The sequence below is a fragment of the Streptomyces sp. NPDC059009 genome (assembly GCF_042740175.1).
Taxonomy (GTDB): domain Bacteria; phylum Actinomycetota; class Actinomycetes; order Streptomycetales; family Streptomycetaceae; genus Streptomyces.
Genome location: NZ_JBHYJB010000032.1, coordinates 1 through 22,343, shown reverse-complemented (window position 1 = coordinate 22,343; position 22,343 = coordinate 1). Strand labels below are relative to the sequence as shown.

Annotated in this window: 16 protein-coding genes; 10 read left to right on the top strand and 6 right to left on the bottom strand. The window is 70.0% G+C overall.

Annotated elements, in window-relative coordinates; all coding sequences use genetic code 11:
- Positions 1–165: 165 nt before the first annotated feature.
- Complete coding sequence (gene rpsA / locus ACFWYM_RS28880) at positions 166–1,674, bottom strand: 30S ribosomal protein S1 (protein ID WP_384843495.1); 1,509 nt, start codon at positions 1,672–1,674, stop codon at positions 166–168.
- Positions 1,675–2,010: 336 nt separating this feature from the next.
- On the opposite strand from rpsA, the gene ACFWYM_RS28875 reads away from it, so the two are divergent.
- A complete protein-coding gene (locus tag ACFWYM_RS28875; protein ID WP_384843782.1) occupies positions 2,011–2,841 on the top strand; it encodes a class I SAM-dependent methyltransferase in 831 nt (276 codons plus the stop codon).
- A gap of 4 nt (positions 2,842–2,845) precedes the next feature.
- The gene (hrpB, locus tag ACFWYM_RS28870; protein WP_384843492.1) at positions 2,846–5,389 is read left to right on the top strand and encodes an ATP-dependent helicase HrpB; all 2,544 of its coding nucleotides are present in this window, start codon (positions 2,846–2,848) and stop codon (positions 5,387–5,389) included.
- A gap of 44 nt (positions 5,390–5,433) precedes the next feature.
- On the opposite strand, the gene ACFWYM_RS28865 is transcribed toward hrpB, so the two are convergent.
- The 5 genes from ACFWYM_RS28865 to polA all read right to left on the bottom strand — a co-directional run bounded on the left by ACFWYM_RS28865 (position 5,434) and on the right by polA (position 12,629).
- Positions 5,434–6,432 (bottom strand): DUF3068 domain-containing protein, encoded by a 999-nt coding sequence (locus ACFWYM_RS28865; RefSeq protein WP_384843489.1) that lies wholly within the window; start codon positions 6,430–6,432, stop codon positions 5,434–5,436.
- 13 nt (positions 6,433–6,445) lie between these two features.
- On the bottom strand, positions 6,446–6,580 hold the full coding sequence (locus ACFWYM_RS28860; protein WP_384843486.1) for an SPW_0924 family protein: 135 nt from the start codon (positions 6,578–6,580) through the stop codon (positions 6,446–6,448).
- Between the two features lie 193 nt (positions 6,581–6,773).
- Positions 6,774–8,492, bottom strand: a complete 1,719-nt coding sequence (locus ACFWYM_RS28855; RefSeq protein WP_384843483.1) for a lytic transglycosylase domain-containing protein — start codon at positions 8,490–8,492, stop codon at positions 6,774–6,776.
- Positions 8,493–8,663: 171 nt separating this feature from the next.
- Positions 8,664–9,653, bottom strand: coding sequence for a serine hydrolase (locus ACFWYM_RS28850; RefSeq protein ID WP_384843480.1), 990 nt, complete (start codon positions 9,651–9,653; stop codon positions 8,664–8,666).
- Positions 9,654–9,884: 231 nt separating this feature from the next.
- Positions 9,885–12,629 (bottom strand): DNA polymerase I, encoded by a 2,745-nt coding sequence (polA, locus tag ACFWYM_RS28845; protein ID WP_384843478.1) that lies wholly within the window; start codon positions 12,627–12,629, stop codon positions 9,885–9,887.
- Positions 12,630–12,751: 122 nt separating this feature from the next.
- Here polA and ACFWYM_RS28840 point away from each other — a divergent pair, with 122 nt between their 5' ends.
- The 8 genes from ACFWYM_RS28840 (at position 12,752) to ACFWYM_RS28805 (ending at position 22,293) form a co-directional block, all read left to right on the top strand.
- Positions 12,752–15,046: an FdhF/YdeP family oxidoreductase gene (locus tag ACFWYM_RS28840; protein ID WP_384843475.1), complete on the top strand. Its 2,295-nt coding sequence runs from the start codon at positions 12,752–12,754 to the stop codon at positions 15,044–15,046.
- 77 nt (positions 15,047–15,123) lie between these two features.
- Complete coding sequence (locus ACFWYM_RS28835) at positions 15,124–15,606, top strand: PaaI family thioesterase (RefSeq protein ID WP_384843472.1); 483 nt, start codon at positions 15,124–15,126, stop codon at positions 15,604–15,606.
- Between the two features lie 146 nt (positions 15,607–15,752).
- Positions 15,753–16,205 carry a hypothetical protein gene (locus ACFWYM_RS28830; RefSeq protein WP_384843469.1) on the top strand — a complete coding sequence of 151 codons (453 nt, stop codon included), beginning with the start codon at positions 15,753–15,755 and terminating at the stop codon, positions 16,203–16,205.
- A 432-nt stretch (positions 16,206–16,637) separates the two neighbouring features.
- Entirely contained in the window at positions 16,638–17,843 is a 1,206-nt protein-coding gene (locus ACFWYM_RS28825; RefSeq protein WP_384843780.1) for a branched-chain amino acid ABC transporter substrate-binding protein, read from the top strand.
- Between the two features lie 94 nt (positions 17,844–17,937).
- Positions 17,938–18,867, top strand: coding sequence for a branched-chain amino acid ABC transporter permease (locus ACFWYM_RS28820; protein WP_384843467.1), 930 nt, complete (start codon positions 17,938–17,940; stop codon positions 18,865–18,867).
- Between the two features lie 5 nt (positions 18,868–18,872).
- Positions 18,873–20,666 carry a branched-chain amino acid ABC transporter permease gene (locus ACFWYM_RS28815; protein WP_384843464.1) on the top strand — a complete coding sequence of 598 codons (1,794 nt, stop codon included), beginning with the start codon at positions 18,873–18,875 and terminating at the stop codon, positions 20,664–20,666.
- A 5-nt stretch (positions 20,667–20,671) separates the two neighbouring features.
- The gene (locus ACFWYM_RS28810) at positions 20,672–21,580 is read left to right on the top strand and encodes an ABC transporter ATP-binding protein (RefSeq protein ID WP_384843777.1); all 909 of its coding nucleotides are present in this window, start codon (positions 20,672–20,674) and stop codon (positions 21,578–21,580) included.
- On the top strand, positions 21,577–22,293 hold the full coding sequence (locus tag ACFWYM_RS28805; protein ID WP_384843461.1) for an ABC transporter ATP-binding protein: 717 nt from the start codon (positions 21,577–21,579) through the stop codon (positions 22,291–22,293). The genes ACFWYM_RS28810 and ACFWYM_RS28805 overlap by 4 nt, the downstream gene beginning before the upstream one ends.
- The last annotated feature ends 50 nt before the right edge of the window (positions 22,294–22,343 follow it).

Below are 22,343 nucleotides of genomic sequence, written 5' to 3'. Positions count from 1 at the left end.
TTCCGCAGAGGGCCGCCTACAGGGGCGCGGGGAACTGCGCGACAAGCCACGGCGGCCCGGGCCAAGGCGCCGAAGGCTACGAGGCGGCAGAGGCCGAAAACACTGTGGGCCCCACCTCCGAAGAGGTGGGGCCCACAGTGTCAGTTACTGCCTAGCGGCGAGCGTTCAGCTCTGGCCGCCGGCCAGCTTCTCGCGAAGCGCGGCAAGCGCCTCGTCCGAGGCCAGCGCACCGGAGTTGTCGTCCGACTCCGCGGAGGAGTACGAACCGCCACCCTGGCCGCCCGCGGCCGGAGCCGCACCGGCCGCGTCGCCGCCCTCGGCCGCCGCCTGGGCGTCGGCCTCGCGGGACTTGATGACCTGGGCCTGGTGCTGCTCGAAGCGCTGCTGCGCCTCGGCGTACTGGGTCTCCCAAGCCTCGCGCTGGGTCTCGAAGCCCTCGAGCCAGTCGTTGGTCTCGGGGTCGAAGCCCTCGGGGTAGATGTAGTTGCCCTGGTCGTCGTAGGACGCGGCCATGCCGTACAGGGTCGGGTCGAACTCGACGGCCGACGGGTCGGCACCGAAGGACTCGTTGGCCTGCTTCAGGGACAGCGAGATCCGGCGACGCTCGAGGTCGATGTCGATGACCTTGACGAAGATCTCGTCGTTGACCTGGACGACCTGCTCCGGGATCTCCACGTGGCGCTCGGCCAGCTCGGAGATGTGGACCAGACCCTCGATGCCCTCGTCGACGCGGACGAACGCACCGAACGGAACGAGCTTCGTGACCTTACCCGGGACGACCTGACCGATCTGGTGGGTCCGGGCGAACTGCTGCCACGGGTCTTCCTGCGTGGCCTTCAGCGACAGGGAGACGCGCTCGCGGTCCATGTCGACGTCGAGGACCTCGACGGTGACTTCCTGGCCGACCTCGACAACCTCGGACGGGTGGTCGATGTGCTTCCAGGACAGCTCGGAGACGTGGACGAGACCGTCGACGCCACCCAGGTCCACGAAGGCACCGAAGTTGACGATCGAGGAGACGACGCCGGAGCGGACCTGACCCTTCTGCAGGGTCGTGAGGAACGTCTGGCGGACCTCGGACTGGGTCTGCTCGAGCCAGGCGCGGCGGGACAGGACCACGTTGTTGCGGTTCTTGTCCAGCTCGATGATCTTGGCCTCGAGCTCCTTGCCCACGTAAGGCTGGAGGTCGCGGACGCGGCGCATCTCAACAAGGGAGGCCGGCAGGAAGCCACGGAGGCCGATGTCGAGGATGAGACCACCCTTGACGACCTCGATGACGGTACCGGTGACGATGCCGTCCTCTTCCTTGATCTTCTCGATCGTGCCCCAGGCACGCTCGTACTGAGCGCGCTTCTTGGACAGGATGAGGCGGCCTTCCTTGTCCTCCTTCTGGAGAACCAGGGCCTCGATCTCGTCACCGACGGCGACGACCTCGTTCGGGTCGACGTCGTGCTTGATGGAGAGCTCGCGGCTGGGGATGACGCCTTCGGTCTTGTAACCGATGTCGAGCAGGACCTCGTCCCGGTCGACCTTCACGATGACGCCGTCGACGATGTCGCCGTCGTTGAAGTACTTGATCGTCTCGTCGATCGCGGCGAGGAAGGCTTCCTCGTTACCGATGTCGTTGACCGCTACCTGCGGAGTGGTGGCGGTGGTCTCGGTGCTGCTCGTCATGTGGGAAAGGGCTCCGGTACGGACATTGAAGTCGTAGGTACTGCTTACGCCGGAGCCCGTTTCGCTCTGCAGAAGCCGGACAGCCTAGGAAGCGCCGACCTGAAGATCCAGGATGGCGCCTCGACAACCGAGGGGACATACAACAGACGCGAGCGCAGCCTGCTATGTCTGAGGAACGCAGGCTCGCAGCGCAACTTGTAGCATACGGGGGCTGCCGGACAGGGTCAATGCGCGAAGGCGCACACCCGGGGGCGGACCACCGCATACCCGGCACAAAACTTGTTACATGAGGCCACATGGGCCGCACTGCGCTCTGTGGACCGGAAGATCACGACGATGGAGCCGATCATCCAAGAGTCCGAGCCGACCGAGCCGCCCGAGCCGGAAGCCACGCGGCGTGACGCAGATGTCACCGAGAGCAGTCGCGCCAACCGCGGCTGGTGGGACCGGAACGCGGACGAGTACCAGATCGAGCACGGCACGTTCCTCGGGGACGACCGTTTCGTGTGGGGCCCCGAAGGGCTCGACGAGGTGGAGGCGGAGCTGCTGGGTCCGCCCGAGGACCTCAAGGGCAAGGACGTCCTGGAGATCGGCGCGGGCGCCGCGCAGTGCTCGCGCTGGCTGGCCTCGCAGGGCGCGCGCCCGGTGGCGCTCGACCTCTCGCACCGCCAGCTCCAGCACGCGCTGCGCATCGGCGGGGGCGTGCCGCTGGTGCAGGCCGACGCGGGCGTCCTGCCGTTCCGCGACGGCTCGTTCGACCTGGCGTGCTCGGCCTACGGAGCGCTGCCCTTCGTTGCCGACCCGGTGCTCGTCCTCAAAGAAGTGCATCGGGTGCTGCGGCCCGGCGGCCGGTTCGTGTTCTCCGTGACGCACCCCGTCCGCTGGGCGTTCCCCGACGAGCCGGGCCCCGAGGGGCTCTCCGTGTCGGCGTCCTACTTCGACCGCACTCCTTATGTGGAGCAGGACGAGGACGGGAACGCCGTGTACGTGGAGCATCACCGGACCGTGGGCGACCGGGTGCGGGACGTGGTGGCCGGGGGCTTCAGGCTGGTCGATCTCGTGGAGCCGCAGTGGCCCGCGTGGAACACCCAGGAGTGGGGCGGCTGGTCGCCGCTGCGCGGCAACCTGATCCCCGGCACGGCGATCTTCGTCTGCGTGCGGGACTGAGGGCGTGACCGGCCGGCCTCGCGACGCCCTGCTGAACCTGCCCGTCCGCTCGGCGCTGCCCGCGCTGCGGTCGGCCCTGGACGCGGACGGTGCCGCGGTGCTCGTGGCGCCGCCCGGCACCGGCAAGACGACGCTGGTGCCGCTCGTCCTCGCCGGGCTCCTGGAAGGTCCGCACGAGGGCGCCGCCGAGCGCCGTGTGGTCGTCGCCGAGCCGCGGCGGATCGCCGCGCGGGCGGCGGCGCGGCGGATGGCGTGGCTGCTCGGCGAGAAGGTGGGCGAGCGCGTCGGGTACACGGTGCGCGGCGAGCGGGCCGTGGGTCCACGCACGCGCGTGGAGGTCGTCACGACCGGCGTGCTCCTTCAACGTCTGCAGCGGGACCAGGAGTTGAGCGGTGTGGATGCCGTGCTCCTGGACGAGGTGCACGAGCGGCATCTGGACGCGGACACGGCCACGGCGTTCCTGTGGGACGTGCGGGAGACGCTCCGGCCCGATCTCGAGCTGGTCGCGGCGTCGGCGACGACCGACGCGCAGGGCTGGGCGCGGCTGCTCGGGGGTGCGCGGGTCGTCGAGGCCGAGGGGATCGCGCACCCGGTGGACGTGGTGTGGGCGCCGCCCCCGCGCGCGGTGCGGCCGCCGCACGGAATGCGCGTCGACCCGGCGCTCCTGACGCATGTGGCATCGGTGGTGCGGCGGGCGCTCGCAGAGCGCGACGGCGACGTGCTGTGCTTCCTGCCGGGCGTCGGTGAGATCGCGCGCGTGGCCGGTCGGCTGGGCGGCCTCGGGGACGTCGAGGTGCTCCAGGTGCACGGGCGGGCGCCGGCCGCCGTGCAGGACGCGGTGCTCGCTCCGGGGACGGGGCGGCGGGTGGTCCTGGCGACGTCGGTGGCGGAGTCGTCCCTGACGGTGCCCGGGGTGCGGGTGGTCGTGGACGCGGGTCTGGCGCGGGAGCCGCGCGTGGATCACGCGCGCGGGCTGAGCGCGCTGACGACCGTACGGGCTTCGCGGGCGGCGGCCCGGCAGCGGGCGGGCCGGGCCGGGCGGGAGGCGCCGGGCGTGGTCTACCGGTGCTGGGCCGAGGCCGAGGACGTTCGGCTCCCGGCCTTTCCGGCGCCGGAGATCCAGGTGGCCGACCTGACGGCGTTCGCGCTGCAGACGGCGTGCTGGGGCGCTCCCGACGCGTCCGGGCTCGCTCTGCTGGACGCGCCGCCCGCCGGGGCGCTGGCGGCGGCCCGCTCCGTCCTTGCGGCGGTCGGCGCGGTGGACGCCGCGTCGGGCCGCGTCACCGGGCGGGGCACGCGCCTGGCCCGTGTGGGGCTCCATCCCCGGCTTGCGCGGGCCCTGTTGGACGCGGCGCCCGTCGTGGGCGCGCGGCGGGCGGCGGAGGTGGTGGCCCTCCTGAGCGAGGAGCCGCCGCGGGAGTACGGGGACGACCTGGCCACCGCGTGGCGGGCCGCCCGGCGGGGCGGGGACGGGTACGCCGCCCGCTGGCGGGCCGAGGTGCGCAGGCTGAGCTCGGCCGTGCCCGGCGGCGGGGACGGCAGGACCGGCCCGGGCGAGGACCAGGCGGCGGGGCTCGTGGCCGCCCTCGCCTACCCCGAGCGGGTGGCTAAGGCGCAGCGGGACGGGACGTATCTGATGGTCAACGGCACGCGCGCGGAGGTGCGTTCGGGCTCCGGGCTCACGGGCGCCGCGTGGGTCGCCGTGGCCGTGGCCGACCGGCCGGTGGGCGCCGGGCACGCGCGTGTGCAGCTCGCCGGGCACATCGACGAGGACGTGGCACGGGATGCGGCCGCCTCGCTGCATGAGGACCGCGACGAGGTCGTCTGGGACGGCGGCGCCCTGGTGGCCCGGCACGTGGAACGGCTCGGCGCCGTCGAGCTGGCGGTGCGCCCGCTGAAGGACCCCGACCCCGCCCTCGTACGAGAAGCCCTCCTGGAGGGGTTGCGGGAGGAGGGGACGGGGCTGCTCAACTGGTCGCGCGGGGCGCGGGAGTTGCGGGAGCGGCTGGCGTTCCTGCACCACCATGCGGGGGCGCCCTGGCCCGACGTATCGGAAGTGGCGCTGCACGCGCGTGTGGACGAGTGGCTGGAGCCGGAGCTGTCGCGGGCGCGGCGCCGGGCCGACCTGGGGCGCATCGACGCGGGGCAGGCGCTCGCGCGGCTGCTGCCGTGGGCGTCCGGGGACGCGGCGCGCCTGGACGAGCTGGCGCCGGAGCGGGTGGAGGTGCCGAGCGGGTCCAGGATCCGGATCGACTACGCCACCCCCGAACAGCCCGTCCTGGCCGTGAAGTTGCAGGAGCTGTTCGGCCTCCAGGAGACGCCGCGCGTCTGCGGAGTGCCCCTTCTGGTGCATCTGCTGTCCCCGGCGGGCCGCCCGGCCGCCGTCACCGCCGATCTGGCGTCGTTCTGGCGCGAGGGGTACCGGGCGGTGCGGTCCGAGCTGCGCGGCCGCTACCCGAAGCACCCGTGGCCGGACGACCCGGCGACCGCCGAGCCGACCCGGCACACGAAGGCGCGTCAGCAGGCTCAACAGGGCAGGCGGGCTTAGGCGTTCGGGCCCTCAGCCCTTCTGGCCCTCAGGCGTTCTGGCCCTCAGGCGTTGACGGGTTCCGGCTCCGGGTCGTGGTCCGCCTGCTCGGTGGGCTCGCCCGGCCTGCGGCTGCGGGCCTCCAGCCACAGGGACAGCGCCAGGAGCAGGACGCCGAGGATCAGGAAGCCCCAGGGCAGGTACGAGGTGAGCAGGAGCACCAGGACGCGCTGGGACTTGACCTGGTCGACGATGTCCTTGATGTAGTCCTCGCGCATCTTCACGTGCCCGTTGAACACGGTGACCTTGTCCCGGTCGCCGAGGAGGGAGCCGCCGCGCAGCTCGTTGTTCATGATCTCTTCGCCGTAGACGGGCGCGCCGGTGGTCGGTTCGACCCAGAACTTGCGGGTCGTGGTGTACCAGCGGGTCGTGCCGGACGCGGCGAGCGACTTCGCGGTGACGCCCTTGACCGGCATCGTCTTGGGGTAGGGCACCTTCTGCCACGGGATGGTCTGCTCGAAGTAGTAGACCTTCAAGCCGCGGAAGTTCCGGGTGCCCTTGTAGTGGATGGGCTTGGTGACGCGGGCCTGTGCGTCGTAGTACTCGTAGTCCCGCTTCTCCGTCAGGAAGGGCCACTTGAACTCGATGCCTTCGCGCTTGACGGTGTCGCCGTCGACGGCCTCGGTGTTCGTGTGGACGGGGGCCTGGCTGTGGGCGTCGAAGATGTACCGCTCGGGGATCTTGGAGACCATCTTGCCCTGGGGGTCCACGACATAGGAGAGCGCGTCCCAGACGACGACGTCGCGGCCCGCGGTCTTCTCGACCTTCTCGGACTCCTCGACGTTGCCCTTGAGGGTCTGCACGATCGTGACCTTGGGGACCTTCTTCGCCTTCATGGAGGCGTAGTCGATGAGGGTCGGGTTCTTCGCCTCCAGGACGGCGTTCTGGTACTGGTTCGGCGGGATCTTCGCCAGGCGCGGGAAGGCGTACCACCGCATCAGCGGGGACAGGGCCGTGAAGAACACGGCGAACGCGAGCAGGATCAGGCTGGCCTTGCGGCGCACGCTGGGGCCCTCCCTACGGGTGCTTGGGGACGGTGGTGAGCAGCGGCTTCGGTGACGTCTCGCCGGGAGGCGCCCCGATGGCCGTGATCGTGAAGATCAGGGCGAGGGCGACCACGAGGCCGCCGGCGGCGGCGATGAGGGCACGCATGCGGGCCTCCCGTTGACGGCGTGAAGTGATGGCGTGCACCAGGAGCGTGAGCTCATGGCGCGAACACGGAACCTGATAGGTCGTCAGGGCGGGCACCGTAGCAACGCCGGGGCGAGATGAGAACACGTTGCACACAGCGGACCGCCCCCGCTGCCGGGTGCGGCAACGAGGGCGGTCCCCAAGGGTGTTCGGCTCAGGCAGCGGCCACCTTCAGTTCCACGGTGACCGTGGCGCCGCCGGCCGTGGTGACGCGCAGGAAGTACGTGCCCGCCGCGTCGTCCGCGTACATCTTCGGCAGCAGCAGCGCGCCGTCCTTGTCGGTCTTCAGGCCCTTGAGGGTGCGCACCGGCTTGCCGTCCGCGTCCTTGAAGTAGGGGCCCTTGGCGGCGGCCGCCGCGTCGGCGGCGGCGTCGGCAGAGGCGACGAACGTGGCGGTGGCCGCGACGCCGTCGGCGGCCTCGCCCTTGTAGGTCGCCTTCAGCTCCACCTGGTCCGCGAAGGTGCCGCCGGGCACGCAGGTCAGCGCCTTGTCGCCGGTCCGCGCGAGGGCGTCGGCCTGCCGCTCGATGACCGTCGCCTTGTAGTCGAGACCGGGCAGCGAGCGGCCCACGACGGTGGCCCGGACGGTGAACTCGCCCGTCTTCTCGCCCGCCTTGATCTCCGGCGCCGTGGCCCGGCCGGTGGCGCTGGTGGCGAGCGTGACGCTGGTGGCGCCGCCCGCAAAGCGCGCGTCGGTGTCGCCGACGATCGCGAACTTCACCTTGGCCTTCGCCACCGGCGTGCCCGAGGCCCGCTCCGCGCGCACCGTGACGCGCTCCGCGAAGGCGTCGCCCGCCTGCGCGGTGAGCTTGCCGGTGCCGCCGTCCTTGAGGCGGGCCACCGACTCGGTGGGGGTGGGCGTCGGGTTCGGGGTGGGTGTCTCTGAGCCGCCGCCGCCCGGCTTGGGCGGAGTGGGCTTGGGAGTCGGGGTGCCGCCGGGCTTGCCGGAGTCGCCCGGCTTCGGGCTCGGTTTGCCGCTCGGCTTGCCGCTCGGCTTGGTGGGCTTCGGGGTCGGCGTGGGGGTGGGCTTCGCGCTCGCGCCGCCGCCGGAGAGGTCGCCGTCGTCCGGGAGGCCGCCCGTGCCGTCGGGAATCTCGTGGGTGCCCTTGCGGTAGTACTCCAGCCACGTCAGGACCGTGTTCAGGTACTCCTGCGAGTGGTTGTAGCTGAGGATCGCCGCGTGCAGTCCGGGCTTGGTGGACAGGTCGCGGCCGTCCGCGCACAGATAGCGGCCCGCGGCGAGCGCGGCGTCGTAGATGTTGTTCGGGTCCTTCTTGCCGTCTCCGTTGCCGTCCTGGGCCCAGGTGTTCCACGTCGACGGGATGAACTGCATGGGGCCGACCGCGCGGTCGTGCGTGCTGTCTCCGTCGTACGCGCCGTCGTCGGTGTCGGTGATCTTCGCGAAGCCGTTGCCGTCCAGGACCGGGCCGAGGATCGGCGTGAGCGTCGTGCCGTCCTTGGTGACGCGCCCGCCGCGCGCCTGGCCCGACTCCACCTTGCCGATGGCGGCGAGGAGTTCCCAGGGCAGCCGGCAGCCCGGCTTGGACTCGGCGAGGGACGCCTCGGCCTTCTTGTAGGCGTCGAGGAGCGTCGCGGGCAGGCCCGCCTCGGGGTCCCGGCCGCCGGTGGCGGGGTCACCTATGACGGGGTTGGACGGCGTGGTGTTCAGGGGTGGAAGGTCCGTGTAGTACGGGGAGTTGCCCGTCGCGGAGTCCTCCGCGGGCGGGGGCGTGGACTCGGACGTGGCCCGCTCGTCGCGGGGTGTGTTCGTCACGCCCGGTGCCTGCGACGCGGCGAGCGCCGCCACCGCAGCCGCCGCCACCGCGGTCGTCACCGCGCCCCTGCGCAGCCGCCTGCCGAATACCGCCGCCATGTCCGTGCACCCCTCCCGCCGACGCCTTGGCCCGCCGCCGCCCGCACACGCGTGCGCCCCATACGGCGACCCAGGCGACACTACGTCAACTTTCGGCGCCCAGGCACCCCGTCGTGCCCGTTTTTAACCGGTTGGCCAGGTCACCGTCGCACGCTACGGGCAATGCCACAGTTATGGCTCGGGGTTGTTGTCAAGAGGTGACGAAGTGTCCGGAATCGCACCCGGAACCGACCCGTCGGAAATCTCACTGATCTCGCTCTGCGGAGTCAGCCCCTGGCCCGCCGCACGGCCCTTGTTCAGCGCACGGTGCACCGCCTGCGCGATCCGCTCGATGGTCCGCACCCCGTACGCCATCGTCGGGTTGTCGTGGGAGAGGACCGCAAGCCGGTAGGTGCGCCCGCCCCCGGTGAACGCGCCGACGCTGTGCACCCGCCAGCCGTGCGTGGCCCGCGGCAGCCAGCCGTTCTTCAGGTGCGCGGTGATGCCGCGCGGCATGCCCGCGGGCACCCCCCAGCGCTGGTCCCGCCGCACCTGGCTCAGCAGATTCAGACCGTACGCACGTGAGCTCGCGCGCAGCACGTCACGGGCGCCGGTGAGCACACCGAGAAGACGCAGCTGGTCGGCGGCCGTCGTCCGGGTCAGGCCCCAATAGCCGTCGTAACCAAGCGTGGTGGCGGTCGTGCCGACGCGGCGCAGGAACCGGGAGAGCGTGGTGTGACCCAGGTCGGTCCAGAGCCGCCAGGCCGCCCCGTTGTCCGAACGCATGATCATGGGGCGGGCGTTGCGCTGCTCCCAGCCGGTGAGCTTGCGCCGCCAGGACTCCGCGCGGCGCAGGGCGGTCTCCAGGATCAGGACCTTCGCCACGCTCGCCGCGTCGTAGCGGCGCTGCCCGGAGAGGTCGCAGGTGAGACCGGTGCGGTCGTCGTGGAGGGAGACCGAGACGGTGCCGGATCTGTGGGCGAGGGCGGCCTTGAGGTCGCGGGAGAGGTCCTTGGCCAAGGTGGGGTCCTTGGCCGCCGTGCAGGGGGCCGCGAGAGCGGATCCCTGGGTGCCCTGGCCCGTGCTCGCGGCGGCGGCGGTCGCCGGGGGTACGGGGGTGAGCAGGGCCGAGGTCAGGGCTGCGGCCACGGGGGTGCGCCAATGGCGCGGGTGTATGCCCATGCGGTCATCGTGGCCGGGGGTGCGAGGGGTGGGCTCGGGGGCGGGGGCCACCTGGGTGACCTGCCTTTTTTGATTCCCCGAGCCCGCCCCTTCCCGAAACCATGGGCTGCGCCCCTGGACCCCGACCTGGGGCGCCCTTCCCGGGGCTTCGCCCCTAGACCCCCATCGGCCTGAACGGCCTCGTCCTCAAACGCCGGACGGGCTGAATACCTCGCCGGACAGGGTGAGAACTCAGTGCGCCGCCGACTCCCAGTCCTGGCCCACGCCCACCGAGACGTCCAGCGGGGCCCTGAGGTCCGCCGCTCCCGCCATCTCCTTGCGGACGATCTGCTCCACCTTCTCGCGCTCCCCCGGCGCGATCTCCAGGACGATTTCGTCGTGGACCTGGAGGAGCATGCGGGACGTGAGCTTCGCCTTGGTGAGGGCGCGGTCCACGTTCAGCATCGCGATCTTGACGATGTCCGCCGCCGTGCCCTGGATCGGGGCGTTCAGAGCCATGCGCTCGGCCATCTCGCGGCGCTGGCGGTTGTCGCTGTTCAGATCCGGGAGGTAGCGGCGGCGGCCCAGCATCGTCTCCGTGTAGCCCGTGGCGCGGGCCTCGTCGACGGCACGGCGCAGGTAGTCGCGCACCCCGCCGAAGCGCTCGAAGTACGTGTCCATCAGGGCCCGTGCCTCGCCCGCGTCGATGTTCAGCTGCTGGGAGAGGCCGAACGCCGACAGACCGTAGGCCAGGCCGTACGACATCGCCTTGATCTTGCGGCGCATCTCCGCGTCGACCGCCGAGCGCTCCACACCGAAGACCTGCGAGGCGACCGTGGTGTGCAGGTCCTCGCCGGAGGTGAACGCCTCGATGAGGCCCTCGTCCTCGGAGAGGTGCGCCATGACGCGCAGCTCGATCTGGCTGTAGTCGGCCGTCATGAGGGACTCGAAGCCCTCACCGACGACGAAGCCGCGGCGGATCGCACGGCCCTCGTCCGTGCGCACCGGGATGTTCTGGAGGTTGGGGTCCGTGGAGGACAGACGGCCCGTCGCCGCCACCGTCTGGTTGAACGTGGTGTGGATGCGGCCGTCCACCGCGATCGTCTTGATGAGGCCCTCGACCGTGACGCGGAGCTTCGCCTGCTCGCGGTGACGGAGCATGATCACCGGGAGTTCGTTCTCCGTCTGCGCCGCGAGCCAGGCCAGGGCGTCGGCGTCCGTGGTGTAGCCGGTCTTGGTCTTCTTCGTCTTCGGGAGGTTCAGCTCACCGAAGAGGACCTCCTGGAGCTGCTTGGGCGAGCCCAGGTTGAACTCGTGGCCCGCCGCGGCGTGCGCCTCCTTCACGGCCTGCTGCACGGCGCCCGCGAACTGCTGCTCCATCGACTCCAGATGGGCGCGGTCCGCCGCGATGCCGTGCCGCTCCAGGCGGGCCAGGAGCGTGGAGGTCGGCAGCTCGATGTCCGCCAACAGGTCCGCCGCGCCGACCTCTTGGAGCTTCTCCCCGAAGGCCGTGCCCAGGTCCAGGACCGTGCGGGCCTGCAGCATCAGCGACTCGGCCTCGGCCTGGTCGTCCTCCTCCGTACCGAAGGCCAGCTGGCCGTCGGCCGCGGCGGCGGGGGCCAGCTCACGGCCCAGGTACTCCAGGGACAGCGCGTCCAGGGCGAAGGAGCGGCGGCCCGGCTTCACCAGGTAGGCGGCGAGCGCGGTGTCCATGGTGACGCCGTCGACGCTCCAGCCGTGCTCCGCGAAGACCCGCATGACGCCCTTGGCGTTGTTGAGGACCTTCGGCTTCTTCGCGTCCGAGATCCAGGCGGCGAACGCCTTCTCGTCGGCCTCGTCCAGGGACGACGGGTCGAACCAGGCCGCCGCGCCCCCGGCGGCGGCCAGCGCCACCTCCGTGACCGAGCCGGTGCCGAGCTGCCAGGTGTCGACCGTGGCCAGACCCAGGACCGCCGTGCCGTGCTCGGCCAGCCACGGGGCGAGCTCACCGCCGCCCAGCACCGCGCCGTCCAGCTCGATGCCGTCGGCCACCGGGGCGGCGTCCTCCGCCTCCTCCGCGCCCGGGTCGACCGCCAGCAGGCGCTCGCGCAGGGAGGGGTTGCGGATCTCCAGGGTGTCCAGGACCAGGGCGAGAGCCGTGCGGTCGTACGGGGCGCGCGCCAAGCCGTCGACGGACTTGGGCAGTTCGACGTCGCGCACCATCTCCGTGAGCCGGCGGTTCAGCTTCACGGCCTCGATGTGGTCGCGGAAGTTCTGCCCGGCCTTGCCCTTGACCTCCTCGGCGCGCTCCACGAGATCCGCGAACGAACCGAACTGGTTGATCCACTTCGCGGCCGTCTTCTCGCCGACGCCGGGGATGCCCGGGAGGTTGTCCGACGGGTCGCCGCGCAGCGCCGCGAAGTCCGGGTACTGGCTGGGCGTGAGCCCGTACTTCTCCTGGACCTTCTCCGGCGTGAAGCGGGTCAGCTCGGAGACGCCCTTGGTGGGGTACAGCACCGTCACGTGGTCGGTGATCAGCTGGAAGGAGTCCCGGTCGCCGGTGACGATCAGGACCTCGAAGCCCGCGGCCTCGGCCTGCGTGGCGAGCGTCGCGATGATGTCGTCCGCCTCGAAGCCGTCCACGGCGAAGCGCTGCGCGTGCATCGCGTCCAGCACCTCGCCGATCAGCTCGACCTGGCCCTTGAACTCGTCGGGCGTCTTGGAGCGGTTCGCCTTGTAGTCGCTGAACTCCTCGGAGCGCCACGTCTTGCGGGAGACGTCGAACGCCACCGCGAAGTGCGTGGGCGCCTCGTCGCGCAGCGTGTTCGCCAGCATCGACGCGAAGCCGTAGATCGCGTTCGTCGGCTGGCCCGTCGCCGTCGTGAAGTTCTCCGCGGGCAGCGCGAAGAACGCCCGGTACGCCAGGGAGTGCCCGTCCATCAGGAGCAGGCGCGGACGGTCACCGCCCGTGGTCTTCGTCGCGGACTCGGACTTCTTCTTCGATGCTGTTTCTGCCACGTGTCCGATCCTGCCAGACCCCACTGACAGTCCCGCCCCACCGGCCCGCACAGGAGCTCTGTCGGTGGCACGTGGGAGGATCGCACACGTACCTCACGCAGGCGCTCGAGGAGGAGCCGACCATGGCAAGCAAGCCGCCCAAGGGCGATCCGGTCCAGGACGCGCCGCAGGTGAGCGAGGTGCAGCACTCCGCGGTGGGCCTGCCCGGCGTCGCCCACGCCCTGAAGATCTCCCGGCAGCAGATGGGCGTGCGCCGCACCGCGCTCACGCTGCTGCGCGTCAACCAGAAGGACGGCTTCGGCTGCCCGGGCTGCGCCTGGCCCGAGCCGGAGCACCGGCACACCGCCGAGTTCTGCGAGAACGGCGCGAAGGCCGTCGCCGAAGAGGCCACCCTGCGCCGCGTCACCCCCGACTTCTTCGCCGCGCACCCCGTCGCAGACCTCGCGACCCGCAGCGGCTACTGGCTGGGCCAGCAGGGCCGCCTCACCCACCCCATGTACCTGGCCGAGGGCGCCGAGCACTACGAGGCGATCCCCTGGGAGCGGGCCTTCGACATCGTCGCCGAGGAAATCGCCGCCCTGGACAGCCCGGACGAGTCCGTCTTCTACACCTCGGGCCGCACCAGCAACGAGGCCGCGTTCCTCTACCAGCTGTTCGCCCGCGAGCTCGGCACGAACAACCTCCCCGACTGCTCGAACATGTGCCACGAGTCGTCCGGCTCCGCGCTCACGGAGACCATCGGCATCGGCAAGGGCAGCGTCTCCCTCGAAGACCTCTACAAGTCGGACCTGATCATCGTCGCCGGGCAGAACCCCGGCACGAACCACCCGCGCATGCTCTCCGCCCTGGAGAAGGCGAAGAACAACGGCGCGAAGATCATCACGGTCAACCCGCTGCCCGAAGCGGGCATGGAGCGCTTCAAGAACCCGCAGACGCCGCACGGCATGCTCAAGGGCACCGCCCTGACCGACCTCTTCCTGCAGATCCGCCTCGGCGGCGACCAGGCCCTCTTCCGCCTCCTCAACAAGCTCGTCCTGGAGACGGAAGGAGCCGTCGACGAGGAGTTCGTCCGCGAACACACCCACGGCTACGAGGAGTTCACCGCGGCCGCCCGCGCCGCCGACTGGGACGAGACGCTCGCCGCGACCGGCCTCGAGCGGGCACAGATCGAACAGGCCCTGCGGCTGGTCCTCGCCTCCAAGCGCACCGTCGTGTGCTGGGCCATGGGCCTCACCCAGCACAAGCACTCCGTGCCGACGATCCGCGAAGTCGTCAACTTCCTCCTGCTGCGCGGCAACATCGGCCGCCCCGGCGCCGGCGTCTGCCCCGTGCGCGGCCACTCGAACGTGCAGGGCGACCGCACCATGGGCATCTTCGAGCGGCCCGCACCCGCCTTCCTCGACGCCCTGGAGAAGGAGTTCGGCTTCGCACCGCCCCGCCACCACGGCCTGGACGTCGTACGGGCCATCCGCGCACTGCGCGACGGCGAGGCGAAGGTCTTCTTCGCGATGGGCGGCAACTTCGTCGCGGCCACCCCCGACACCGACGTCACCGAGGCCGCGATGCGCCGCGCCCGCCTCACCGTGCACGTCTCCACGAAACTCAACCGCTCGCACGCCGTCACCGGCGCGCGCGCCCTGATCCTGCCCACCCTCGGCCGCACCGAGCGCGACCTCCAGGTCGGCCCGAACGGGAAAAGCACAGAGCAGTTCGTGACCGTCGAGGACTCCATGGGCATGGTCCACGCCTCCCGCGGCCGCCTGGAGCCCGCAAGCCCCCACCTGCTGTCCGAGCCCGCCATCGTGTGCCGCCTCGCCCGCACCGTCCTCGGCCCCGAATCGGCCACGCCCTGGGAGGAGTTCGAGAAGGACTACGCGACGGTGCGCGACCGCATCGCGCGCGTGGTGCCCGGCTTCGAGGACTTCAACAAGAAGGTCGCACACCCCGGAGGCTTCACCCTCCCCCACGCCCCGCGCGACGAACGCCGCTTCCCCACCGCCACCGGCAAGGCCAACTTCACCGCCGCGCGCGTGGAGTTCCCCGAGGTCCCCGAGGGCCGCCTGCTGCTGCAGACGCTGCGCTCCCACGACCAGTACAACACCACCATCTACGGCCTCGACGACCGCTACCGGGGCATCAAGAACGGCCGCCGGGTCGTCCTCGTCCACCCCGACGACGCGACCGCCCTCGGGCTCGCCGACGGCTCGTACGCGGACCTCGTCAGCGAGTGGCAGGACGGCGTGGAGCGGCGCGCCCCCGGCTTCCGCGTCGTGCACTACCCGACGGCCCGCGGCTGCGCCGCCGCCTACTACCCGGAGACCAACGTCCTGGTGCCGCTCGACGCCACCGCCGACACCAGCAACACCCCCGCCAGCAAGTCCGTCGTCGTACGCCTGGAACAATCAGCGACCGACTGAGCGTTTGCTCAGCGACTTCGGTCAACGGTTGGCCACGGTGGCCAACGCTGTCAGCACGACGAACGGAGCCGGGCCCCATGGGCGAGCAGCACCACGTGAAGTTCCCGCAAGAGGTCCTCGACGAGTACGCCGCGCTCGGCGTCGACCTGCCCGCCCTCTTCTCCGCGGGCCACCTCGGCACCCGCATGGGCATCCAGATCCTCGAAGCGTCCGCGGACCGCGTCGTCGGCACCATGCCCGTCGAGGGCAACACCCAGCCGTACGGGCTGCTGCACGGCGGCGCCTCCGCCGTCCTCGCCGAGACCCTCGGCTCCGTCGGCTCCATGCTCCACGGCGGCATCACCAAGCTCGCCGTCGGCGTCGACCTGAACTGCACCCACCACCGCGGCGCCCGCTCCGGCCTCGTCACCGGCGTCGCCACCCCCGTCCACCGCGGCCGCTCCACCGCCACGTACGAGATCGTCATCACCGACGAGCACGACAAGCGGGTCTGCAGCGCCCGCCTGACCTGCCTGCTGCGCGACGCCCCCACGGGCGGAGCCACCGCCGCCATCGCCTGACCGGGCCACCGGAGCCCCAGAACACCCGGAGCCCGCCACCAAGCGGGGCGCACCCCTCAACTTGTGCGCCCCGCACGGCCCTTGCCGCCCCTCGCCCGCGATCGCTACCTTCACGCCATGGGCGCCAAGGGGGACCGGGGGACCGCATGAGGGTCGAGGGGGACCGAGCGCCACGCCGGACGAGGTGGACCCTCGCCGCCGCCCTCACCACCGCGCTCGCCCTGCCCGCCGCGCTCACCGCCTGCGACAGCGGCACCTCACACTCCGCCGCCACCGCCACGCCGAAACCGTCCGCACACACGACGTCCCCGGCGCAGATCTGCACCAACAAAGTCGCCTACTGGGCCAGGCAAGTACTCGTCGACGCACCGAACTCCGGCCGCGACTACATGCAAAAGGGCCTCTCCAACGGCGAGAACAACATCCTCGTCGCCGCCGTCTCCGCCGCGAAGGCCGAGCGCAAACGCCACGGACTCGCCTCCGCAAGGAAGTTGATCGACCGTCAGGTCTCGGCGGCCTGCATCGAGCGCAACCGCAACGGCCCGCACTCCGGCAACCCCTGGAACCCCTCAGAACCGGCCAATTCTCACTCTGCGTAACAAGCGCGCCATCGCCCGGACCCCGGCGCGCAACCCCGCACGACCGCCCCGCCCCACCCCTCCCCGCCCCGGACGAGGCCATTCCGCGCCCCCTCCCCGCCGGCCGATGTCAGTACCAAGATCCCCTCAAGCCCCTTAGCGGAACTGGCTGTTCTCACCACGTGAAACACGGACGTCGACAGGAGAGGCCCGCCGTGCCCGCCACGCACCACCCCCGTTTCACCTCGGATAACAAGAAAGTCACATCCTTCCCCTAGCTCCTCCCCGCGCCCTCCACCTGCGCTTAGAGTCACCGCCAGTCACCGCGCCGCCGGGCGCACACTGAATTGCACGGCCCTGTACCACCACCAGTACGGCCCGGCGATCTCAACGGCCCCTCCACCAGGCGAGGGCGCCGCGCCAGGGAAAGGACCAATCGTGCGAAACCGTTCCGTGCTCATCCTCACCACGGTGCTGACCACCGGGGCACTCACCCTCACCGCCTGCGGGTCGCGCGACGACGACAACAAGAGCAGCGACAACGGAGGCGGCAAAACCGTCGTCATCGGCTTCGACGCGCCCCTCACCGGTGACCTCTCCGCGCTCGGCATCGGCATGCGCAACTCCGCCGAACTCGCCGTCAAGCAGGCCAACGAGCAGAAGCTCGTCGACGGCGTGACCTTCAAGCTCGACCCCCAGGACGACCAGGGCCAGCCCTCCGTCGGCGGCACCAACGCCCAGAAGTTCATCAGCAACAAGGACGTCCTCGGCGTCGTCGGCCCGCTGAACTCCAGCGTCTCCCAGTCGATGCAGAAGCCCTTCAACGACAACGGCCTCACCCAGGTCTCCCCGGCCAACACCGGCACCGAGCTCACCCAGGGCAACGGCTGGAAGACCGGCAAGAAGGCCCGCCCCTTCAAGACCTTCTTCCGCACCGCCACCACCGACCAGGTCCAGGGCCAGTTCGCCGCGCAGTACCTCTACACCAAGGCGAAGATCAAAAAGGTCTACCTGATCGACGACCAGAAGACCTACGGCGCCGGCCTCGCCGCGTCCTTCAAGGCGACGTACACGAAGATCGGCGGCAAGATCGTCGGCTCCGACCACGTCAACCAGGAAGACCGCGACTTCAAGTCCGTGGCCGGCAAGGTCAAGAGCACCGGCGCCGAAGCCGTCTACTACGGCGGCGAATACCCCGCCGCCGCCCCGCTCAGCCAGCAGCTCAAGGAGAGCGGCGCCAAGATCCCGCTCATGGGCGGCGACGGCATGAAGAGCGAGCAGTTCCCGAAGATCAACAAGAAGGCCGAAGGCGACCTCGGCACCTCCGTCGGCGCCCCCGTCGAAAAGCTCCCCTCCGCCAAGAAGTTCATCGAGGACTACAACAAGGCGTACAAGGAAGACATGGAGACCTACGGCGCCGGCACCTACGACGCCACCTGGTCCATCATCCAGGCCGTCAAGCTCGCCGCCGACGGAGGCAAGACCCCCGACCGCGCAGGCGTCCTCGAAGCCATGAGCAAGGTCCAGTTCGACGGCGTCACCGGCAAGGTCTCGTTCGACAAGTACGGCGACACGACGAACACGATGATGACCGCCTACCAGATCAAGGGCAACAAGTGGACGCCCAAGTTCTACGAGGCGTACAAGCCCCTCAGCTGACCGCACACGCAGCACTCCACTGATCAAGGCCGCGCGGGAGCGCCAAGAGCGCTCCCGCGCGGTGCCTTATCCGACACCCAACGGAGGCCCTGCGGTGCACGAACTGCCGCAACAGCTGGCCAATGGACTCATCCTCGGCGCGATGTACGGACTCATCGCGATCGGCTACACGATGGTCTACGGAATCGTCCAGCTCATCAACTTCGCCCACGGCGAGATATTCATGATCGGGGGCTTCGGCGCCCTCACCATCTACCTCTGGCTCCCCGCCGGCTTCTCCCTGCTCGCCGCGATCCCCCTCATGATCATCGGCGGCGTCATCTGCTCCGTCGCCGTCGGCACCGCAGCCGAACGCTTCGCCTACCGGCCCCTGCGCGGCGCCCCCCGCCTCGCCCCCCTCATCACCGCCATCGGCCTCTCCATCCTCCTCCAGCAAGCCGTCTGGAAGTGGTACCCCGACGCCAAGAAGGACCGTTCCTTCCCGCAGTTCGAAGGCGACCCCGTCCACATCCTCGGCGCCGACATCCAACGCGGCGACTTCTTCATCATCATCGCCGCCCCCCTCTGCATGCTCGCCCTCGCCTACTACGTCAACAAGACGCGCACCGGCCGCGGCATGCAGGCCACCGCCCAGGACCCCGACACCGCCAAGCTCATGGGCATCAACACCGACCGCATCATCGTCATGGCCTTCGCCATCGGCGCCGCGTTCGCCGCCGTCGCAGCCGTCGGATACGGCCTCCACAACGGCCAAGTCGGCTTCAAAATGGGCTTCATCATGGGCCTCAAAGCCTTCACCGCCGCCGTACTCGGCGGCATCGGCAACATCTACGGCGCCATGCTCGGCGGCATCGTCCTCGGCGTAGCCGAAGCCCTCGCCACCGGCTACATGGCCGACGTCCCCGGCATGGAACAGTTCGGCGGCGGCTCCTGGAAGGACGTCTGGGCCTTCGCCCTCCTCATCCTCGTCCTCCTCCTCAGGCCCCAAGGGCTACTCGGCGAACGCGTCGCGGACAGGGCGTGATACCCATGACCACACAGCACACCAAAACCCCCGCGGCCACACCCACCTCGGCACTCCCCCTGCCCGAAGGCCCCGCCCGCATCGCCGTCCTCGCCGGCTCCGCCATCGCCCTCATCGGCACCTTCCTCGCCTGGACCTGGACCGACGCCTTCCCCGGCGACCTCACCATCAGCGGCTACCCCGGCGGCCTCCAAGTCGTCACCCTCACCGGCGCCGCCCTCACCCTGCTCTTCGCCCTCTCCGGCTACGGCATCCGCGGCCTGACCTGGCTCACCCCCGGCGGCAAAAACAGCCCCGTCGTCCTCCTCTCCCTCGGCGTCCTCGGCACCACCGGCTACACCATGGGCGCCATCTCCGAACACCTCGGCGGCATCGTCAACCTCGAACCCGGCGCCTGGATCTCCGGCATCGGAGCCCTCATCGCCTTCATCGGCGCCCTCGGACTCCCCTCCGACCTCCCCGCCGACGAAGACACCACCAACCCCTGGCAGCGCTTCCGCCACAGCCTCAAGGCACCCGGCCCCCAGCGCGCCAAAGAACTCCCCGCCTGGCTCGAAATCCTCATCATCGCCATCTCGTTCGGCATCGGCCTCTACGTCTTCGCCTACGGCATCGAGGCATACTCCGAACTCTTCATCGGCTTCCTCATCACCACCGCCTTCGGCGCCACCGCACTCGCCCGCGCCGGACTCCTCCCCCGCCTCAACGCACTCACCACCAAACACCGCAACGTCACCCTCACCGCCGCCATCGTCGCCGCGGCCCTGTTCCCCTTCACCCAGAGCGACTCCTCCTACGCCCTCATCGGCGTCAACATCCTGATCTTCGCCACCGTCGCCCTCGGCCTCAACGTCGTCGTCGGCCTCGCCGGACTCCTCGACCTCGGATACGTCGCCTTCCTCGGCGTCGGCGCCTACACCGCCGCCCTCGTCTCCGGCTCACCCGACTCCACCATCGGCGTCCAATTCCCCTTCTGGGCCGCCGTACTCACCGGCGCCGCCGCCTCCCTCACCTTCGGCGTCATCATCGGCGCCCCCACCCTGCGGCTGCGCGGCGACTACCTCGCCATCGTCACCCTCGGCTTCGGTGAAATCTTCCGCATCACCATGAACAACCTCAGCGGAAGCTCCGGCCCCAACGTCACCAACGGCGCCCGCGGCATCCCCAACATCCCCGACCTCGAAATCTTCGGATACAACCTCGGCCTCGAACACGACGTCCTCGGCTTCACCCTCAGCAGGCCCGCCAACTACTACCTGCTGATGCTCCTCTTCACCGCCGTCGTCGTCCTCGTCTTCCGCCGCTCCGGAGAATCCCGCATCGGCCGCGCCTGGGTCGCCATCCGCGAAGACGAAACAGCAGCAACAGCCATGGGCATCAACGGCTTCCGCGTCAAACTCATCGCCTTCGCACTCGGCGCCACCCTCGCCGGATTCGCCGGCAGCGTCCAGGCCCACGTCTCCTACAGCATCACCCCCGAGCAATACCTCTTCGCCAACACCGTGCCCCCCAACTCCGCATTCCTCCTCGCCGCCGTCATCCTCGGCGGCATGGGCACCGTCAGCGGCCCCCTCATCGGCGCCGCACTGCTCTACCTCATCCCCGCCAAACTGGAATTCCTCGAGGACTACCAGCTCCTCCTGTTCGGCCTCGCCCTCATCCTGCTCATGCGCTTCCGGCCCGAAGGACTCGTCGCCAACAAGCGCGCCCAGCTCGAATACCACGAGACCGACCAACTCGACGTACCAGAACAGCGGTTGCCGCAAGACACCGTCGGCGCCACCAAGGCGGGGGCGTGACCACCATGACGACTACAACCACGGCCACCACCGTCCTCGACGCCAGCGGCGTCACCATGCGCTTCGGCGGCCTCACCGCCGTACGCGACGTCGACCTCACCGTCAACAGCGGCGAAATCGTCGGCCTCATCGGCCCCAACGGCGCGGGGAAGACGACGTTCTTCAACTGCCTCACCGGGCTCTACGTCCCGACCGAGGGGAGGGTTTCCTATAAGGGAACCGTCCTCCCGCCCAAACCCCACCTCGTCACCAACGCCGGCATCGCCCGCACCTTCCAGAACATCCGGCTCTTCGCCAACATGACCGTCCTGGAAAACGTGCTCGTCGGCCGCCATACGAGGACCAAAGAGGGGTTGTGGTCCGCGTTGCTGCGCGGCCCCGGCTTCAAGAAGGCGGAAGCCGCGTCGCATGCGCGGGCCATGGAGCTCTTGGAGTTCATCGGCCTCGCCCACAAGGCCGACCACCTCAGCCGGAACCTGCCGTACGGCGAACAGCGGAAACTTGAGATCGCCCGAGCACTGGCAAGCGAACCGGGACTCCTGCTGCTCGACGAGCCCACAGCAGGAATGAACCCCCAAGAAACGCGCGCCACCGAAGAATTGGTCTTCTCCATACGAGACCAAGGCATCGCCGTCCTCGTCATCGAGCACGACATGCGCTTCATCTTCAACCTCTGCGACCGCGTCGCCGTCCTCGTCCAAGGCGAAAAACTCGTCGAAGGCACCTCCGACGTCGTCCAGGCCGACGAACGCGTCGTCGCCGCGTACCTGGGCACGCCCTTCGAGGGCGCACCGGGAGACGCCGAAGTCGCAGAGGTCGAAGCCGCCGAGGCCGAAGCGGCGGACGCCGCGAACTCCTCGAACTCCTCGAACTCCGCGGAGAGCAACACCGGTTCGGAAGGAAAGACCCTGTGACCGCACTCCTGGAAGTCGAGGACCTCAGGGTCGCCTACGGCAAGATCGAAGCCGTCAAAGGCATCTCCTTCAGCGTCGAAGCCGGCCAAGTCGTCACCCTCATCGGCACGAACGGCGCAGGCAAGACGACGACGCTCCGCACCCTGTCCGGACTACTGAAGCCCTCGTCAGGGAAGATCACCTTCGAAGGGCAACCCCTCACAGGGATACCCGCCCACAAAATCGTCGCCCTCGGACTCGCCCACTCCCCCGAAGGCCGACACATCTTCCCCCGCCTCACCATCACCGAAAACCTCCAACTCGGCGCCTACCTGCGCGACGACAAGGCGGGCATCGAGAAGGACATCCAGCGGGCGTATGACTTGTTCCCGATTCTCGGCGAACGGAGAAAGCAGGCAGCCGGAACGCTTTCGGGCGGCGAGCAGCAAATGCTCGCCATGGGACGGGCGTTGATGTCCCAGCCCAAACTGCTCATGCTCGACGAACCCTCCATGGGCCTCTCCCCGATCATGATGCAGAAAATCATGCAGACGATCAGCGAGCTCAAGTCCCAGGGCACCACGATCCTGCTCGTCGAGCAGAACGCCCAGGCCGCGCTGTCGCTCGCCGACCACGGCCACGTCATGGAAGTCGGCAGCATCGTCCTCTCCGGAACGGGACAGGACCTGCTCCACGACGAGTCCGTGCGGAAGGCGTACCTCGGCGAGGACTGAGGCGTTCTCGGCTCATATACGAGGAGGGCGGCACCCCCGTGATGGGGTGC

Bases quoted from the DNA above. Each gene is read 5' to 3' on its own strand.
- ACFWYM_RS28875 (WP_384843782.1), top strand. From the start codon at position 2,011: ATGGAGCCGATCATCCAAGAGTCCGAGCCGACCGAGCCGCCCGAGCCG.
- rpsA (WP_384843495.1), bottom strand. From the start codon at position 1,674: ATGACGAGCAGCACCGAGACCACCGCCACCACTCCGCAGGTAGCGGTC.
- ACFWYM_RS28850 (WP_384843480.1), bottom strand. From the start codon at position 9,653: ATGGGCATACACCCGCGCCATTGGCGCACCCCCGTGGCCGCAGCCCTG.
- ACFWYM_RS28810 (WP_384843777.1), top strand. From the start codon at position 20,672: ATGACGACTACAACCACGGCCACCACCGTCCTCGACGCCAGCGGCGTC.
- ACFWYM_RS28860 (WP_384843486.1), bottom strand. From the start codon at position 6,580: ATGCGTGCCCTCATCGCCGCCGCCGGCGGCCTCGTGGTCGCCCTCGCC.
- ACFWYM_RS28830 (WP_384843469.1), top strand. From the start codon at position 15,753: ATGAGGGTCGAGGGGGACCGAGCGCCACGCCGGACGAGGTGGACCCTC.
- ACFWYM_RS28840 (WP_384843475.1), top strand. From the start codon at position 12,752: ATGGCAAGCAAGCCGCCCAAGGGCGATCCGGTCCAGGACGCGCCGCAG.
- ACFWYM_RS28835 (WP_384843472.1), top strand. From the start codon at position 15,124: ATGGGCGAGCAGCACCACGTGAAGTTCCCGCAAGAGGTCCTCGACGAG.
- ACFWYM_RS28815 (WP_384843464.1), top strand. From the start codon at position 18,873: ATGACCACACAGCACACCAAAACCCCCGCGGCCACACCCACCTCGGCA.
- ACFWYM_RS28855 (WP_384843483.1), bottom strand. From the start codon at position 8,492: ATGGCGGCGGTATTCGGCAGGCGGCTGCGCAGGGGCGCGGTGACGACC.